We start from the raw sequence: 14,873 nt of genomic DNA on the forward strand, positions 1-14,873 counted from the left end.
ACCCCGTTGGCCAACACAACACGCAATTCAACAGATCAAAGGAGCCTAAACATGGCACGACATCACAACCAATTTCCGTCCTTGAGCCCGTTCTCAGGACTGGCGTCACCTTACGGTGCCGTCACCATCAATCGCATTACGCCGATGCAAGGATTCCATCACACGCCGCAGCCTCAACCGGCCATGCAAATCGAAGCCGCCCCGGTGTCACGGTATTTGCCAATCAAGAAGATGGCACTGGCCTACAGCGACTTTGTCAGCGAAGGGGCACTGCGCCATTTGGTGTGGCAGGCGGAGGCATACGAAAAAGCGCCGAAATCGGGGCTCAAGTCCAACGGCTTCTTGGCGGTGATCGTTCGGCCACCGGGTCAGCGCAAGGTTTTGCTCGACCGCGTCGAATTTGAAAAGTGGTTGACCTCCCAACAACGCAACGCACGCTAAGGAGCACGAAATGGAATACGTCGTGGACGCTTGTGTGCGAGAAACCGAAGAGCTTTTTGAACTCGCTAAGTCATGGTTTCATCAGTGTCGTAGCAACCCCTTCTTGGCTCTTGAAATCCAGCGAGGATATTACTTTGAGATCGGCGTTTTTGATGGGAATGTGATGAACATCGCGCTGGATGAAAACGCCGAGGAAACACGCATCTTTGTTAGTGAAGATAACGAGGGCAGTGTTTTACTTACCCTGCCACAACAGCATCACTGGGAGAGCGATATCTCCGTGGAAAAGCCGCCGAAATGGGTACGCATGGCATTCAACAGGTTTTGCGGGCAGGGCGGCCTGGTACTTCATTGCCTTCCTTATTGGGACGGAAAGTTTTCCTTATCGGAAGTGGCAGCCTTTCTGAATCGACCTGTGGCAGAGGTCGCAAAGGATGTATTGGAGGCCGATGCGAATCGGCTTGATACGGGCCAGCAAGTCTTGGCGCTTTCCGTGGATATGACTGCAGAAAACCCCGCCAATTGGATGGTCGATATCCGTGGCTTCTTGCTGGGCAGTTTGTATACCGAATACCCCCGAGAAATCTACGGCGGGATGGTCCGCCGCTGAACTCCTGCTACCACTGACTTTGACCATATGACCCCGGCCACGACCTCGTGGCCGCATTCAACCAAGGAATGACATGAACCAAGAAACACCTGAACCCAAGCGTGTCCGTGCCGTGCAACTCGGCCAGATGCTCAAGATGAAGTTCACACCCGATATTCAACTGCTGGGGCAGTTGATCTTTGCAAAAACCATCGGAATGATCGCAGGCCCGCGTGGCGGCGGCAAGTCGCTTCTGAGCATGCTGATGTCTTATGCAATCGCAGGCGGAAAACCGCTGGAACCCTGGGGTTCTGGCAGTGGCATGCCGGTAGCCTATCTCGATGGGGAGATGCGGGCGATTGGCTTTCAGAGTCGGCTGCGCTTGCTACATGCGCGGAATCAGGACCCTGAGTCGATTCGCAAAGTGCAGCAGAACCTCCACATCATCAGCCGCGACTTTGCGAAGGATGTGATTGGTTCGATTGACCAAGTGGAAGGTCAGCGCCGCATTGATGCCTTGATTCCTGATGAGGTGAAGTTGATCGTCATCGACAACCTCTCCGCATGGACCAGCGGCGGACGTGAGGACGGGGGCAGCTGGGCAACCATCAAGTCCTGGCTGATTGAAAAGCGGCTTCAAGGCAAGTCGGTCCTTTTGGTGCACCACACGGGCAAGAACGGCAAGCAGCGTGGCTCCAGCGCCCATGAAGACTTGCTCGACTACTCGATTCTTCTCAGCCCGATGGCTAGTAACGGCGAAGAGCAAGACACCCGATTCACGGTGGAGCACACGAAGCTACGTGACCATCTGCCGCATCTGAAGCAGCGGTACGAATTCGCGATCTACACCAAGGACAACAAGCTGTTCTTCGATGTGGCACCGGCAGGTGTTCGCATTTCGGAGCATGCGCAGGAGATGCTTGAAATGCACACCAACAACATCCCGATGTCGGAGATCGCCGAGAAGTTCAAGGTCAACAAGTCAACCGTCAGCCGGACGATTCAGCGCCTCAAGGCCGCTAAATCTGGTCAAGAGATCGAGGTCGCCGTTGCGTAGTTGCAATCCCTAGGCACACGCGCCCGTGCAACGCAACGTGCGGACAGAAATGACTTGCAACGCAACGGCAATGAAGGCCGTCTGCGGGGCACCAATAAAAGGAATGGAAATGAAAGAAAAGCCGAAAGCCCCACTGGCAGGGTTTAATACACGCACCACTAAGATTGTCAGCGCACTGGCAGGGAAGCCGAAGCAGCAGCAAACCGTCGCCGCTCGTGCCATCAGTAATACCGTAAGTAATACAGCAAGCCAGCCAGACTTGATGGTGTATCAGCAACTGGTTGAGAAGTGCATCAATATCGACACGGTGGGGGTGGTGCTGGACTACAGCGATGCCGATTTGCCGAAGACATTCGCCGTGGTGTCAGACAGCGATGACGTAGAACCCGATAGCCATCGAGGATGGGGCAGGGCCGAATCGGATTTCGGTGCCAAGACGATCCGTGTTGAATGTCGTAAGCGCAGGGCCAAGAAGGGTGAGCCTGTTACCGACAGGAAGAAGCTTCTATACATCGAAGGAAGCCCGTCGTACCACTACCAAGGGCACAACGTCGCGTCGTCCGACGATCTGGTCATGCTTACCCATGATTTGGTCAAGGCCGTGCACCAAAGTCACCCGCTCAATATTCCACGGCCTTTGCGTGCGTTGCTGGCCCAAGGTCGGTATGGCGAAGTGACTCGGCTGGACGTGGCGATTTTGGTCCGCGTGCCGGACGGTGTGTCCAAGGCTGCGCTGATAAATGCTGTCGCCCTGGCGAACGTGATGGCGGGCGCGAATATGAGTCTGTATGCCAACGAATCGACCTACGGTGACCCCAGCTCACAGTTGAGGGCGTGGAAGCTGTACGACAAGGCGCTGGAAATTCAGCGCAAGGGTAAACAGGCGCTGCCCGATACCGAAGCCGGGAAGGCGCTGGCCCACCTCTGCGAGCAGACCGTGCGCTTGGAGTTTGTGTTCCGCAAAAAGTACTTTGCCAACCACGCCTACTTCAAGGGCAAACCGGTCTACCCGATGCGACTTACCCGCGAAACGATTGCTTGGATGGTTATTGAAGAACTGCACCGCTTGCAGCTCAAGGGCAAGGTGCATCGTCGCTACGGCCTGAATGAGCTGTTGATGATTCCCATGCCTTACAGGAGCACGCTGGCCCACTGGCAAAACAAGCTCAAGGTGCGGAATTTCTTGGAAAGTGACCAAGAGGCCAAAAGGCACTGGCGCTACCTGAAGAATCGGCTGGGAGTCGATGTCTTTGGTGAGCCGCCCGCTGAAATCGAATTGCCGATATCGCTTCTTGAGGTTTTGCACCCAAATAATTTTGTGCCAGTCCCTGCGTCCATCAAAGCTGACGCATCGGTCTTTCACCAGTCGGACATGAACGCGGCGCTCCAGTGCCAACTGTCCAAAATGGACCGCAAGGCGCGGGGTGTCGGTTTGGTGTGGGTTGACCCATACGGCGATCCGTTGGATGAAGCGGCGTGAGCGCCACCAAGGTATCAAGCTGGCTGGCATCAAAACCGGCCAGCTTCGTGTGCAGTTGGCCGCGCTTGGCAATTTGTAGCCGTTGTATATCAATGGAGCAAACCCGCTATGGCAACCGTTTCCGCCTGGGGCAACAGCCTCGGACTCAGACTTCCCAAATACGTGACGGAGCGTGCAGCCATCCGGGCGGGCGATCAAGTCTATGTGCGCTTGCTCGACTCGGGCGAAATCCTGGTACGAGTAGTCAAGGCGCGGGACATTCCCGCAGTCTTCAAGCCGCTGGTCGGAGACGGGGTTCCTACTGCTGCCAAGCCTCTCTCAGACGAAGAGGTCGCGGCGCAGTGGTGACCCCCCGCAAGGGCAATCCGCCCGCGCCACTTGACAGCAGGCATGACTTCATACATCATTACTGAAAACATGAAGCAACCCAAAAAGCAGGAAATCTACGCCCCGTCGGACGTGAAAATCCCCAGCCGACTGGGCGGAGGAACCTTGAAAGAGCGGGTGATTCGTGAACTGCCTTCAAAGAAGGTCGTCAGCTATGCGCTCGCGTACATCAACCCGCGGATCTTCAGCGGCGACAACGGCCGGGTGCTTGGGTATGACAACAGCCACGATTACTCTCATCGCCACTATATGGGTTCTATCGCCGCTGACCCATTCACCAGCTACGAAGAGTTGTATGAGCGGTTCGAGCGGGAGTGGCAGGCGATTGCCATCAAGTTCGTCAACGGAGAACAGATATGACGAAACAAAAGATCACTTTGGCAGACTTTGCGAAAAGTCCAGCCCTGAAAGCTCACTCGTTGAGGAGCAAAGCGGTTGCGCGTGCCTTGGATGAACAAGCCGAATCGTTGCCCTATTCAAAGGTCTTTACCAGCTTCGAGTTTGAAGACTTTCTGACTCAGCTCACCCCGAAGCGGTTCGAGCTGCTGCGTATTGCCAGCAAAGGGCGGCATTCGATTGCTGACCTCGCCATCGCATCGCATCGCAACCCGAGTGCGGTGTCGCGGGACGTGTCCAAACTGTCAGAGCTTGGGCTCGTCAAGGTGGAGTCAGTCAGCAATGAAGGACATGGCCGGAAGAAGGTCGTGATGCCGGTGGCAAGCACCATCTCTATCAACGCCTCGATTGCTGCTGCATAGAGACAAGGAGCCTCCTGAGGTGAAATCCGCCGTAGGGCTTGCACCTGGCAAAGTCACGGCATAACAGCGTCTTTGGTAATTCCCGAGTGCAAAGAGAACTCCGCATTACCTTTTGATAAGTGATGCGGATTTCAAACTTCAAAAGCCTCGACTCCGAAGGTAGCCCATGATTTTCACTGACCTGAACGAGGCTGCGATTTGCATGCAGTTCTGACCAGCAGTATCTGGCCGTAGTGGTTCTCCGCCATGTTGCATCATGAGGTCAAAAACCTCTGGTAGGTCGCTTTCAGCCGCCAGCATTAAGGGCGTGCGCCCTGGAACCGGATAGTGGTGTGGGGCGTTGGGGCTAGCCTTGGACTCCAGCAGAATTGCCGCAATCTCAGTCAACTTACCGACGGTGTGCCGTTTGGTGTGAAGATTTACGAGTGATCTAGCCGTCGCCAAGGCCCATTCAGGGTTGGATCGCACGAGATCGGTATCATTACCGAATGTGCCCGAAAAACCAACCCCAAACCGTCTCATCGTGTCCTGTTGAACGAGATCGGGCTCGGTGAGCAGCGCCAGAGTCAACTTTTCAAGCATCCTATTCGGATTCACCTTGAAAAACAGTTGTGAGACCAGGTAATACAGTGGCGTCTGGTTGTCTGTGAGCGCGTGTTGGTTTTTGTCGGCCTTCTGATCTAACAATGCTCGGACTACATCTGGCGCCCCCAAATCAATGGCGCACATAAGTGGAGTGAGGCGCTTTTTGTGCGTCATGGCATTGATGGTCGCCACTTGGTGAGGGATGACCAAGAGCAAGTCGAGTACATCACGGTTTCCGGTGGCTTCCGCGTATTGCAATGCGCAGAGAAGTGCCGAAGCACCGGAACTGTCCAGATCGTCGACCGGGGCACCGGCATCCAGCAAGGCTTTCACTTGAGATGCCTGACCGAATGACGCAAAGAGCCTGAGTTGTGGCCAACGCCGCACCTCGCCGCTGGCAAACTGCACTGACCGGACGCGATCAAGTTTTTTGAGGTCTATCTTGAGTTCTTCGACCGTTTCCTTGGATATAGCCATGAGGCCGGGCGCAGGTAGCTCCGACAGGTCTGGCTCACATTCAACGAAGCGCCCTCGTGTTGGGAAAAGCCTGGGCAGCATCTGCACAAACTGCTCTATTTCCCATTCGTCAAGCACGCCCGTACCGGACGCAGGTTTCCGGAACAGGCCCAGCGTGATTCCAACGTGCTTGAGCTGCTTCAGGAAGTTTTTCTTCGCTAGAAAGCCAGCGACGCATGCGGATTCTTCGATGAGGTCCTTGATCTGACGTCCTACGCGGTAGCTCGCCAACTCGAAGGCCCGCTGGTAGTAAGGAAGGGCATCTTGATACTGACCAGACAAGGTGTGCCAGCGAGCCCTCATCCATTCGTAGTGGTAGGCCGTCAGCCCATTTGGGTCGCATTCAGCAGCCCGCGCTTCTAGTTTGCTGATCTCATCCCGTGTTCGCTGTTGGTCGCCCGCTTGTTTGGAGGATGTTCGCCTCAATTCATACCAAAGCTTCCTGCCCGGCTCTGCTAGTTCAGGCCAACTGTGGCCAACGCGCCCGACCAGCTCCCACAGTCGGTCTTGCACTGCATGATCGGTAGGTGATCTCTCAAACCCTCGAATAATCAACGGCCTGACTGGCCTGCTCCAATCGCGTTCGAATCGAGTGAGGGCCGTGGCGATCATTAGCCACAATGCGGCGGTGCTGCCTTTTGTGCTGTCGCGCTTTACGTCCAAGACCCGTTGCGAAAACAGCTTGATACCCTGTGCAGAGGGCAAGTCAATGCCATTACGCCACTTGCTTACCTTTTCGCGATCCGTGCGATCTGTCCCGGTGCTTTCTGGATACAACAGCTTTTCTGTTGGACCTTGCAGATACCCGTCCAGCCACCCGAAAACGACAGCAAGCGGTGAATCCGCGGTACTCAACATCAGGGACAAGTCAGGGCCAGGCGACAGAGCCTGCGCTTTCAGCAGAAACTGGGCCACGAAAGGGATGAAGAAGTCCTCGATCAGAATTGGCAGTGTGTCGTCCCTGCCCACTGAGTCAAGCGTTACGTCCAAGAGCAGGTGGCAATAGCTTTCCTTGACCTCTGCAAACCAAGCCAGCACTAGCTTGTGGGCCGTTTTGCCGTAGTAGCGTTCCGTGCCTTCAAGCAACACAGTTTGTATGACGGCGTCAAGCTTCTCCCAGTCAAAGTCTCCTTCACGGGCAAGGCGACCGACATCACTGCCAACCTTTTTGATGTCCAATGCCCCGACTATCGCGCTGACGCATTCTCCGAGCCTGGGGTATGGGGGTAGAGCAGAGGTCATATCTGAGTACAAAATGAAATACGGCGGATGTCTCGCCTGAAGTTTAGGCTGGCACGCCAATCGCTGGGAGTGCCGGGAACGGCGAGTTTCTTTCCATTGGGTGAAATTAGTTTTCCATGTTTTTTGCCAGAGATGTATCGCCAGCCGTTAGTCAATAGGTGCCGCACAGTGGCGGCGATTTCTTTGTCATTGCTGTAGTGCATGGTAATCGGCAGGTTCGATACCAAAAGCGACATCGAACCCTCTCCTGTTACTTGGAGCCTGCCGCCTTACCTTGATTCGTCGTCGCCGCACTTTGGGCACGGGCAGCGAATGAGCCAGCTTTGACTTGTCCGCCGCCACCTTTAGCTGTGCTTGATTGAATGCGAGCGGCGGCTTGGGTGGTCATGGGGCTAGACTTGGGGGAAGATTTTGCAGACATGTCGGTCCTTTCAATGAACGTTGCTCGAATCGGCAACGGACTGAAGGTTATTGAACGGACTGCAATTCGTCTGCCGCGCCACAGCTCAAAGTTTTCGGATTTTTGAACAGCGGTACTCGCCAGTCACCGCCCACGTTCTTAAATCCCTCGAATTCGAGGGTATTGCTACAGCAAGCTTGGCAGCTTCCGCTTTGCCACCGGCCGGATGTACCTTGCCAGCATCAAGTCACTGGTGTGGCCCGTTTGGTCGCGTATTTGCCAAGGCTGAAGACCGGCAATCGCGGCTTGGGTGCAATAGCCTGAGCGCAAACTGTGGCCGCTCACTGCGGACGGGTCGCCACCAACGCGCCGCACAGCATCTTTGACGATCAATGCCACCGACTGTGCCGACAACGGCTTTTCCGACACGTTGTCGTGCCGGTCAACGGAACGGAACAGCCAGCCGGTGCGGATGCCCGTCAACTCTTGCCACTGCTTCAGAGCTTTCACTGGGCAGCGTTCACCGTTGGCGTGCGGAATGAAACAAGTTCGGCCCGCCCCTTCCTGGTCAGTCTTGGAGCGCACGATCAGCAGTTCAAGCCCGGTAGCGTGTTCAGTAATGTCCTCACAGCGCAATGCCACCAGTTCCGATCTGCGCATGGCCGAACCCCAGCCGATCAGCAGCAAGGCTTGGTCACGCGCCGCTTTAACCGGCTTTTGTTGCCCCAGCACCAGCAGCATTTCCAGCAGATCGTCCTTCACCACGGGTTTGACACGCCGCTGGCGCGTGCCAATGGTGCGCCGGATGCCTTGCATCGTGCGTTTCACCTGAGGGTGCTTGGTGGGGGAGGGGTGACCAGCATCTACGCAGGCCTTGCCAATGGCGATCAGCCTGCGTTCGAGGGTGGCAACCGCCAAAGTTGACGCCGCGTCAACCATGTACGCAATCACTTGCTCCGGCGTGGCCGGAATGGTGCCGCCATGGTCACAGAAGTGGCGCACGTCGGCGGCATAGCCGTGCTTGGTGGCGCTTGACTGCGCGGCAGCCATGTAGCTGTCTGCCGTCAACTTTCGCCGCTTCCCCGGCATGGCAGTGGCTGGGGTGGTTTCGGCGCATGGCATATCGTTGTTTGGGTGTTGGTTTTTCATGGTTGCTTGGTTAGCGGTAATGTTGACTTTTCGCTAGTCAGCCGACTTTGAACAAGCGGCACGGTGGCCGCTTGTTGTCTCTGCCGCTGAACTGGCGGGGAATGCGTTGGCTCAGTTCATGGTCGCACGCTGGCGATTGCCCTGGGTGTTGGTGGCGCGAAGTCGGCGGTGTGGCGGCGGCATGCAGCGGAGAGGCAAAACGCCGTGGCTGCAAAATCTCCCAGCTCAGCCAGCAGCCAGCCAAGTGCCTCCGTGGCATCACCGGAAATTTCGCCGGTTTCAACTTCCGGCGCTGCACGCGCCAGGATTTGCCCCACGGCCGACAAACCGAGGTGAATGGTGTTCATGGCCACTTCCGCGTTTTCAGCGATTTGCACCAGCAGGAAAGCATCCGCTTCCTCGTACTGAATGGCTTCACCGGGGCGTGCGGTCAGTAACGGCAACTGCAACAGCAAGTCGCGCATTGGCCGCTCGGAGCCGCCCGAATGGAAATGCTCAGTGTTTCGCTGCATTTCAATACTCACTGGGGTACAAGAGGCAAGTTGAACTGCGGTCAGCTTCAGTTATGACCCAAACTCGCTCCCCCGCTACCGTGTAGCTTGAAAGCAGACGCAAGCGGCGCGTTACTGCGAACTCGTTTTCAGCGGCATCTTCTGGCGGCACTTCGCCCCAATCGCCGCGCACATGGCGATTCAAGTATTCGCTGGCATTGATGCCGTGCCGCTCAAGGTGTTCGAGCACAGCAGGGGTAGCCACGACTTGGCCGAGTGCGAAGCGCGGGGACACACTTGGTGTGCCGGTGTTTTTTGTTTGCATTGCATTTGCTCCGATAACGAGTTGGCCGCGCCATCCGTTGCAACGCAACTGGAAATGAAAAAAGCCAAGTCAGTTGCCCGACTTGGCTTTTCATTCAGAGGTGTATCGCTGCTTTGGTGGTATTGCGGCACGGCGCGGTATGCGCCGCTTTTTCAAGTTATCAGAGCGTGTGGGAAAGATCGAGCACTGTTTAACTTTGGCAAGACCAAACGTCTTGAAGCTTCCTGTGCGAACTGTAAAGGCTGAGTGCCCGCACACCCGTGCGATTGGCAATTAACCTTAAAGGAAAATCACATGCTTGCAAAGATCATTCAAGAAGGCCTCCTGAACCATGGGTTTCATATCTTGGAGACTAGAACAATTCAATACGGTACGCAGATTCGACTGCTTGAAGGTGCCATCATCAACGTGTACCGCACCCCGAAAGTCCTGGTTCAAGGAAAGTCCATTTCCGCATCGCCGGAGCAGCTGAGGAAAAACCTTGAATATGTGCTTCCGGCGCGGATCACGGTTTGGAACATCACTTAAGGCCTAGTTGGGGTCGAAGTGCCCCAGGCAAAGCCATTCAATGCCCCTCTGGGGGCTTCTCCAGCTCCCAACGGACAGTGGTTGTGATGACTTGAAACGTGTTGTAGACAAAAGACTTGAGCAGCAATACTAGATAGACGCTCCAAGCACCAAAAATAACAAGTGCCAAAGACACAGGTGCCTTGTAAATCAATCCAACTTTCCAGGCGCAATCAGAGGTGGCCAGCGCCTTGCCGATCAGAACTGAAACCAGCCCTTGTGGCTGTGAAAAAAGCGCAAAGCAGATACAGACAAACAGGTAGGCAATGTAGTGACTGAAAACCAACATGAACTGTACAAGGTTGTATTTCAAATAGCTTTCGCCCGTCGATTCGTATTCAACCTTCGCCATCGTAACGAAAATGTCCAGCTTGGTTACCGTTACGAAGACGGTGAAACCAGCAATCAAGAACCCCAAGATGGACGTGCTAAAAGAGAGCCCAACCTCCGCATACTTTCGGAGCGCAGCCGAAAGCACAGGTGCGTTGTGCCATTGCATGTAGCAGAATGCAGTCAAGGCGATTGCTACCGCCAAGGCTACGCGTCGATTGAATTTCGAGTGAGGGAACTTTCGTCCCAATAGATACAAGGCCAGGACGGTCTTTTCTCGACCAAGATCGTCCGGTTCAGGTATTGCCATCTTGCCCGCCAGAGAATTGTTGAGCCAATCGGACTAACTTGACTTCTTTTTCAACAGATATCTCTTGGGCTCCGGTGCGGACTTGACCTGACTGTTTGTAAGTGGCGAAGATTGAAAACAACTTCTGGGCCGCCGCCTTCATCGCTTTCGGAACCCCATCTATCAAGACCTGAATTTTGAAGTCATCATTGGTGCCAGATAACTTGCGCCCTTCTGTATCCGTGCCTGAAAGTGCTACCTCCGCATTTCCATCAAGTGCGCTTTCCGCATGGTCCTTGACCTGAGTTTTAACAAGGCCTTCTGGATTTCGATAGCTGACGGTTGCGGATGATGCGTGAAGCTGATTCCCTTGGGCTCGGAATTTCTTAAAAAGACCGTCATTGTTGATTTCGTTATTCGGCTTCAGCAACTTGATGGAGAAGGCTTTCAACTTATCAAACCGGTCTACAAACGCATCTAGAGAGTCTTCGCTCGCAAGGGAGACAACCTCAAGATTTGGATGGGGATACCTGTCCAGCACAGACTCCTTCATTTTCTTTTTTTGATCGCGATTGGCACCGTCTGGAAATTCTTGTTCCAGAAGACTTTCTAAAGTGGTTTTTACAAACGCCTCGTGTGCATGCTTCAGGAATCGCTCAGTGGTTGTGCAGAAGCTTTCTAGTCCAGGCGCACCTGTCACCTCAGGCAGGAATAACAACTTGTGGTCTCTCAGGATCAGAACAAACAATGACGACGGAGCTGATGGTAGTTTTTGGACGCTTGTGACCAGCTTCCCATTTTCATAAATCTGATCGCGCTGAAGAATGGTGTCCTTGACGAATTTTCCAACGATGGCAGGTTCAGGATGTTTTCCATCCACCTGGATAGAGATCAACTCGACATCGTGGAAAAAATAGGATGTGTCCTTGTATGCCCTCCTGAATTTGGAGTCGGTGAACGCTGGAATCACGACCTCTTCGCACAGGTCGAGCATTTCCAAGCTGCCAAAGTGGCAAATAAAGTTCGCAAACTGGACTGAGCGTTTATTCGTAGCCATTGTTTTCCCTGAAATGTGGTTTTTCTATATGTCGCAGTTTAGATTCACTGCAAAGACTCGGCCTTGCTGAGCAACCCATCCACATCCGTGAACTTGCCATAAACAGCCGGGTTCTCCCCGACTGCCAGCGCCTTGAAGTGCGCCGTGCCGCATTTAATCTTGCCGCCCTCGCGGTCGCGCAGGTCTTCGTCGAACAGGCTGCTCTTGGTTTCCACCACGAAGTACAAGCGTTCGGTTCCGTCGCGCTCCACCAGTACGGCCCAGTCAGGGTTGTAGCTGCCCAATGGCGTAGGCACCTTGAACCAGCTTGGGAGCTTGGCGTAGACCTTGACCGCGTTGTTCTTCTCCAACTGGTCGGCAAACTCCCACTCAACCGCTGAATCAATGGCTACATGCTCGTAGACCGACTTTTCGGCGTTCATCCGGGCGTTGTGCTCGTTCAGGTAGCCCATCAACACGTTTTTTGGGTCTTCAAACAGCTCCTGCGCCCAATAGGCCTCGTCGCCCAGCCGCTGGTACTTGATACCGTCGACCAGGGCGAGACGCTTGCAGCGGTTGATGGACTCCGCCGTCAGCTCAATAAACTGCTGGGGGTTGCGTTTGAATTCGTTCAGGCGCGTGCTCTCAGTCAGGATGCGTGCAATCGTCTTGCGCGTAAGCTGGGTGCGGTCTTGCAGCTCCGTGAGCAAGTCCGGCAATTCAATGTCGTTCTCGTTCAGCGTGACTGAGTCTGCACCGGCCTTCTCGGTGGCATTAACACCAGACTTCCCTATCGCAATGCCAGCCTTGCGCCATTGCAGCCGGGTTTTGGCGATCTGCGGCATGTCGTTCAAGGCGTCTATGCACTTCTCGATCAACTTTTCGTTGTCGAAGTGCACGCGGTACGTGGTCTTGTGCTTGATGCGGTCCCACAGGGCTTTGAACTCGGCACTGACCAGCACCGACTTGCGCACGGCAATCTGCTTGCGCTCGTCGGCGTTCTTCACCTCCAGCTTGCCCGACAGCTTTTTCAGCACACCCGCGATTTGTGCGCGTTGGGCTTCAAAGTCAGCAGGTAGAACCAGCGTGCCATTCTTCAATGCGGTCTTCAGTGCGTCTTGAACTTTGCCCTTGTCCGTGATGTAGCCCTGCGCTTTCAGGTGCGCCCACAAGGTCTTCGATGCCTCAAAGCCTAAAGCGGCCAGCTCTCCGTTTTCCTGTTCCACAGAGATTGCAGAGAAGACATGCGGCTTGACGATGCCGAAGTCAATGCCAGCATCCTCATAGTCCTTCTGCAGCTTTTCGGCGAACTGTTCGTAGCTTTCCGTGGCAATCACGGTCAGGGTGTTGATCTCGAAGCCACGCAGCCGCTCGCCTTGCTGGTTCACGCACAGCCGCAGTCCGCGGCCAATCGTCTGCCTGCGCCAGCGTTCCGTCTCGCGGGTGGAGAAGTTGCAAATCTGGAAGACGTTGGGGTTGTCCCAGCCTTCTTTCAGGGCACTGTGCGAGAAGATGAACTTCAATGGCGACTCAAAGCTCAGCAGCTTTTCCTTGTCGCGCATGATGAGGTTGTAGGTGTCGTCATCAGCCGCAGTACTACCGCTGGTGTCCTTCACCATTTCCACCGTCTTGCCGCCCACCTTTTTCTTGTCGATGGAGAAGTAACCGTTGTGCACTTCTTCGGCGGCGGTGCTCAGGTCAATCTCGTTGAAGAGGCTTTGGTAGTCGGGGTGGCGTGCCCACCGCTTGTACTCCTCTTCAAACATCAAGGCGTACTCGGCTTTCACGGCGTTGCCCTGGTCATCGTACTGGCGGTACTTCGCTACCTCGTCAATGAAGAACAGGCTCAACACTTTCACCCCCAGCGGGCGAAGGCGCTTTTCCTTGTCCAGGTGTTCTTTGATGGTGCGGCGGATCATTTCGCGCTGCACGGCGCTGGCATCCACATCGCCCCAGGCATCGCCCACGCGCAAATAGACCTCGCTGCCAGGCACCTTCAGTTCGATGAACTGGTCACCCTTAGCCGTGCGAATTTCACCGATACGGATGTTGCCGTACAGCGGGCGTTTGGTTTCCTGTTCAAGGTCAAAGCCGTCCTGCACCGTGATGGTCTCGCGGCGCACGGCGCCCACCGCGTTCTCTTTGTCCACCTCGATGCTGGCGGTAATGAACCCCTTCTTGTTGCTCACCGCAAGTAGCTTCACGTAGGGCTTGTTGTTGCCGCCTTGCACCGTGGCTGCGGCCACCTCGATCTGCTTGACCAGCTTTTGCTCATAGGCATCCACGGCATCCAACTGGTAGACCATGTTGTGCTTGTCCACGTGCGTGGCGGAGTAGCGCAAAGCACACAGCGGGTTCATGTGGGCCAAGGCCTTCTTGCCTTTGCCGTCAATGCCGCCGTCCACACTCTGTGGCTCGTCCACGATCAAGATGGGGCTGGTATTGCGAATCAAGTCGATGGGGCGTTCACCACCGGTCTTCTCGCTGGCTCGGTACATCTTGTTCTTCGACTTCTCGCGACGCTTGGCCTCGTCGGATTCTTCTGCTGCCGCTGCAGCCTCGTCACCGAACTTGTTGATCGCACCCACGGTGATGACCATCACCTGAATGTTGGGGCTGGTCGCAAAGTTCCGCACCTGGCCCAGCTTTTCGGAGTCGTACTGAAAGAACTCGTAGCCCTTGGCACCAGGGTACAGGCCCTCAAAGTGCTCGCGGGTAATCTCAAGCGTCTTGTTGACGCCTTCCTTGATGGCCACGGACGGCACCACCACCACAAACTTGGTGAAGCCATAACGCTGGTTCAGCTCAAACACCGTGCGCAGGTAAACATAGGTCTTGCCCGTGCCTGTTTCCATCTCCACGGTGAAGTCCAGCGCCTGCTTGGCCTTCAGCGGATCAGACGGCTGCAGGCCGTTGCGCAGCTGCACCTTCTGCAAGTTCTCGCTCAACTCTTCGTCCACGAGTAACTGCAAGGCGTTGCCAATGCCACCCTCGGCCGTGAACTGCTTGCCCTCAAAGCTCTGCTGGCCAGAATCGGCCAATGCTTGCGCCGTCACGGTGAACACCGAGCGGCAGACCTCTTGCCCACGGAAGATATCGCACACCGCCTCGATGGCAGCGGCTTGATAGGGCAGGTCGGATTCAAAATGCAGTTTCATGCTTCGTACCTTGGTCTGTTCCCTGTGCGTACACACAAGCCAGACTCAAATTCATATTGCTGTGGAACGGGAG

The 14,873-nt window shown here is 55.2% G+C and carries 17 protein-coding genes; 8 read left to right on the forward strand and 9 right to left on the reverse strand.

What is annotated here, in order from left to right:
- The first annotated feature begins 51 nt into the window (after positions 1-51).
- From G518_RS0108025 to G518_RS0108060, 7 genes are all read left to right on the forward strand, one after another.
- Positions 52-441 carry a hypothetical protein gene (locus tag G518_RS0108025; RefSeq protein WP_028602086.1) on the forward strand — a complete coding sequence of 130 codons (390 nt, stop codon included), beginning with the start codon at positions 52-54 and terminating at the stop codon, positions 439-441.
- Positions 442-451: 10 nt separating this feature from the next.
- A complete protein-coding gene (locus G518_RS0108030) occupies positions 452-1,051 on the forward strand; it encodes a hypothetical protein (RefSeq protein ID WP_028602087.1) in 600 nt (199 codons plus the stop codon).
- A 73-nt stretch (positions 1,052-1,124) separates the two neighbouring features.
- Complete coding sequence (locus tag G518_RS0108035; protein WP_028602088.1) at positions 1,125-2,087, forward strand: AAA family ATPase; 963 nt, start codon at positions 1,125-1,127, stop codon at positions 2,085-2,087.
- A 109-nt stretch (positions 2,088-2,196) separates the two neighbouring features.
- Positions 2,197-3,567: a phage/plasmid replication protein, II/X family gene (locus G518_RS0108040; RefSeq protein WP_169457916.1), complete on the forward strand. Its 1,371-nt coding sequence runs from the start codon at positions 2,197-2,199 to the stop codon at positions 3,565-3,567.
- A 108-nt stretch (positions 3,568-3,675) separates the two neighbouring features.
- On the forward strand, positions 3,676-3,915 hold the full coding sequence (locus G518_RS34360; protein WP_036594034.1) for an AbrB/MazE/SpoVT family DNA-binding domain-containing protein: 240 nt from the start codon (positions 3,676-3,678) through the stop codon (positions 3,913-3,915).
- A 69-nt stretch (positions 3,916-3,984) separates the two neighbouring features.
- On the forward strand, positions 3,985-4,314 hold the full coding sequence (locus G518_RS0108055; protein WP_051236303.1) for a toxin-antitoxin system TumE family protein: 330 nt from the start codon (positions 3,985-3,987) through the stop codon (positions 4,312-4,314).
- Positions 4,311-4,712, forward strand: a complete 402-nt coding sequence (locus G518_RS0108060) for an HVO_A0114 family putative DNA-binding protein (protein ID WP_028602091.1) — start codon at positions 4,311-4,313, stop codon at positions 4,710-4,712. Before G518_RS0108055 ends, G518_RS0108060 begins: the two co-directional genes overlap by 4 nt.
- Before the next feature lie 138 nt (positions 4,713-4,850).
- On the opposite strand, the gene G518_RS0108065 is transcribed toward G518_RS0108060, so the two are convergent.
- From G518_RS0108065 to G518_RS0108090, 6 genes are all read right to left on the reverse strand, one after another.
- Positions 4,851-6,992 carry an ankyrin repeat domain-containing protein gene (locus G518_RS0108065; protein WP_245597922.1) on the reverse strand — a complete coding sequence of 714 codons (2,142 nt, stop codon included), beginning with the start codon at positions 6,990-6,992 and terminating at the stop codon, positions 4,851-4,853.
- Between the two features lie 59 nt (positions 6,993-7,051).
- Positions 7,052-7,291 carry a hypothetical protein gene (locus G518_RS0108070; protein ID WP_205904793.1) on the reverse strand — a complete coding sequence of 80 codons (240 nt, stop codon included), beginning with the start codon at positions 7,289-7,291 and terminating at the stop codon, positions 7,052-7,054.
- A 14-nt stretch (positions 7,292-7,305) separates the two neighbouring features.
- Positions 7,306-7,476: a hypothetical protein gene (locus tag G518_RS39210; RefSeq protein WP_084651585.1), complete on the reverse strand. Its 171-nt coding sequence runs from the start codon at positions 7,474-7,476 to the stop codon at positions 7,306-7,308.
- Between the two features lie 165 nt (positions 7,477-7,641).
- Complete coding sequence (locus G518_RS0108080) at positions 7,642-8,604, reverse strand: site-specific integrase (protein ID WP_240939491.1); 963 nt, start codon at positions 8,602-8,604, stop codon at positions 7,642-7,644.
- Between the two features lie 116 nt (positions 8,605-8,720).
- Positions 8,721-9,116, reverse strand: coding sequence for a hypothetical protein (locus tag G518_RS0108085; RefSeq protein ID WP_028602095.1), 396 nt, complete (start codon positions 9,114-9,116; stop codon positions 8,721-8,723).
- A gap of 1 nt (position 9,117) precedes the next feature.
- The gene (locus G518_RS0108090; protein WP_051236236.1) at positions 9,118-9,420 is read right to left on the reverse strand and encodes a hypothetical protein; all 303 of its coding nucleotides are present in this window, start codon (positions 9,418-9,420) and stop codon (positions 9,118-9,120) included.
- A gap of 294 nt (positions 9,421-9,714) precedes the next feature.
- Between G518_RS0108090 and G518_RS0108095 the strand changes: the two genes are divergently transcribed.
- Positions 9,715-9,948 (forward strand): hypothetical protein, encoded by a 234-nt coding sequence (locus G518_RS0108095; protein ID WP_028602097.1) that lies wholly within the window; start codon positions 9,715-9,717, stop codon positions 9,946-9,948.
- Between the two features lie 37 nt (positions 9,949-9,985).
- Here G518_RS0108095 and G518_RS0108100 read toward each other — a convergent pair whose 3' ends face one another.
- Genes G518_RS0108100 through G518_RS0108110 form a run of 3 tightly spaced genes read right to left on the reverse strand, consistent with a single transcriptional unit; the run spans position 9,986 to position 14,800 of the window.
- Positions 9,986-10,627: a hypothetical protein gene (locus G518_RS0108100; protein ID WP_028602098.1), complete on the reverse strand. Its 642-nt coding sequence runs from the start codon at positions 10,625-10,627 to the stop codon at positions 9,986-9,988.
- The gene (locus G518_RS0108105; protein WP_028602099.1) at positions 10,614-11,663 is read right to left on the reverse strand and encodes a hypothetical protein; all 1,050 of its coding nucleotides are present in this window, start codon (positions 11,661-11,663) and stop codon (positions 10,614-10,616) included. Before G518_RS0108105 ends, G518_RS0108100 begins: the two co-directional genes overlap by 14 nt.
- 44 nt (positions 11,664-11,707) lie before the next feature.
- The gene (locus G518_RS0108110) at positions 11,708-14,800 is read right to left on the reverse strand and encodes a type III restriction-modification system endonuclease (RefSeq protein WP_028602100.1); all 3,093 of its coding nucleotides are present in this window, start codon (positions 14,798-14,800) and stop codon (positions 11,708-11,710) included.
- Between the last annotated feature and the right edge of the window lie 73 nt (positions 14,801-14,873).

Origin of the sequence: Ottowia thiooxydans DSM 14619 (genome assembly GCF_000422885.1) — a bacterium.
GTDB classification, from domain to species: domain Bacteria; phylum Pseudomonadota; class Gammaproteobacteria; order Burkholderiales; family Burkholderiaceae_C; genus Ottowia; species Ottowia thiooxydans.

What these genes read in the sequence shown, in the direction of transcription:
- G518_RS0108105 (WP_028602099.1), bottom strand. Translation starts at nt 11,663, where the DNA reads ATGGCTACGAATAAACGCTCAGTCCAGTTTGCGAACTTTATTTGCCAC.
- G518_RS0108080 (WP_240939491.1), bottom strand. Translation starts at nt 8,604, where the DNA reads ATGAAAAACCAACACCCAAACAACGATATGCCATGCGCCGAAACCACC.
- G518_RS0108070 (WP_205904793.1), bottom strand. Translation starts at nt 7,291, where the DNA reads ATGTCGCTTTTGGTATCGAACCTGCCGATTACCATGCACTACAGCAAT.
- G518_RS0108090 (WP_051236236.1), bottom strand. Translation starts at nt 9,420, where the DNA reads ATGCAAACAAAAAACACCGGCACACCAAGTGTGTCCCCGCGCTTCGCA.
- G518_RS0108095 (WP_028602097.1), top strand. Translation starts at nt 9,715, where the DNA reads ATGCTTGCAAAGATCATTCAAGAAGGCCTCCTGAACCATGGGTTTCAT.
- G518_RS0108055 (WP_051236303.1), top strand. Translation starts at nt 3,985, where the DNA reads ATGAAGCAACCCAAAAAGCAGGAAATCTACGCCCCGTCGGACGTGAAA.
- G518_RS0108025 (WP_028602086.1), top strand. Translation starts at nt 52, where the DNA reads ATGGCACGACATCACAACCAATTTCCGTCCTTGAGCCCGTTCTCAGGA.
- G518_RS0108060 (WP_028602091.1), top strand. Translation starts at nt 4,311, where the DNA reads ATGACGAAACAAAAGATCACTTTGGCAGACTTTGCGAAAAGTCCAGCC.
- G518_RS0108085 (WP_028602095.1), bottom strand. Translation starts at nt 9,116, where the DNA reads ATGCAGCGAAACACTGAGCATTTCCATTCGGGCGGCTCCGAGCGGCCA.
- G518_RS0108110 (WP_028602100.1), bottom strand. Translation starts at nt 14,800, where the DNA reads ATGAAACTGCATTTTGAATCCGACCTGCCCTATCAAGCCGCTGCCATC.
- G518_RS0108040 (WP_169457916.1), top strand. Translation starts at nt 2,197, where the DNA reads ATGAAAGAAAAGCCGAAAGCCCCACTGGCAGGGTTTAATACACGCACC.
- G518_RS39210 (WP_084651585.1), bottom strand. Translation starts at nt 7,476, where the DNA reads ATGTCTGCAAAATCTTCCCCCAAGTCTAGCCCCATGACCACCCAAGCC.
- G518_RS0108030 (WP_028602087.1), top strand. Translation starts at nt 452, where the DNA reads ATGGAATACGTCGTGGACGCTTGTGTGCGAGAAACCGAAGAGCTTTTT.
- G518_RS0108100 (WP_028602098.1), bottom strand. Translation starts at nt 10,627, where the DNA reads ATGGCAATACCTGAACCGGACGATCTTGGTCGAGAAAAGACCGTCCTG.
- G518_RS0108035 (WP_028602088.1), top strand. Translation starts at nt 1,125, where the DNA reads ATGAACCAAGAAACACCTGAACCCAAGCGTGTCCGTGCCGTGCAACTC.
- G518_RS34360 (WP_036594034.1), top strand. Translation starts at nt 3,676, where the DNA reads ATGGCAACCGTTTCCGCCTGGGGCAACAGCCTCGGACTCAGACTTCCC.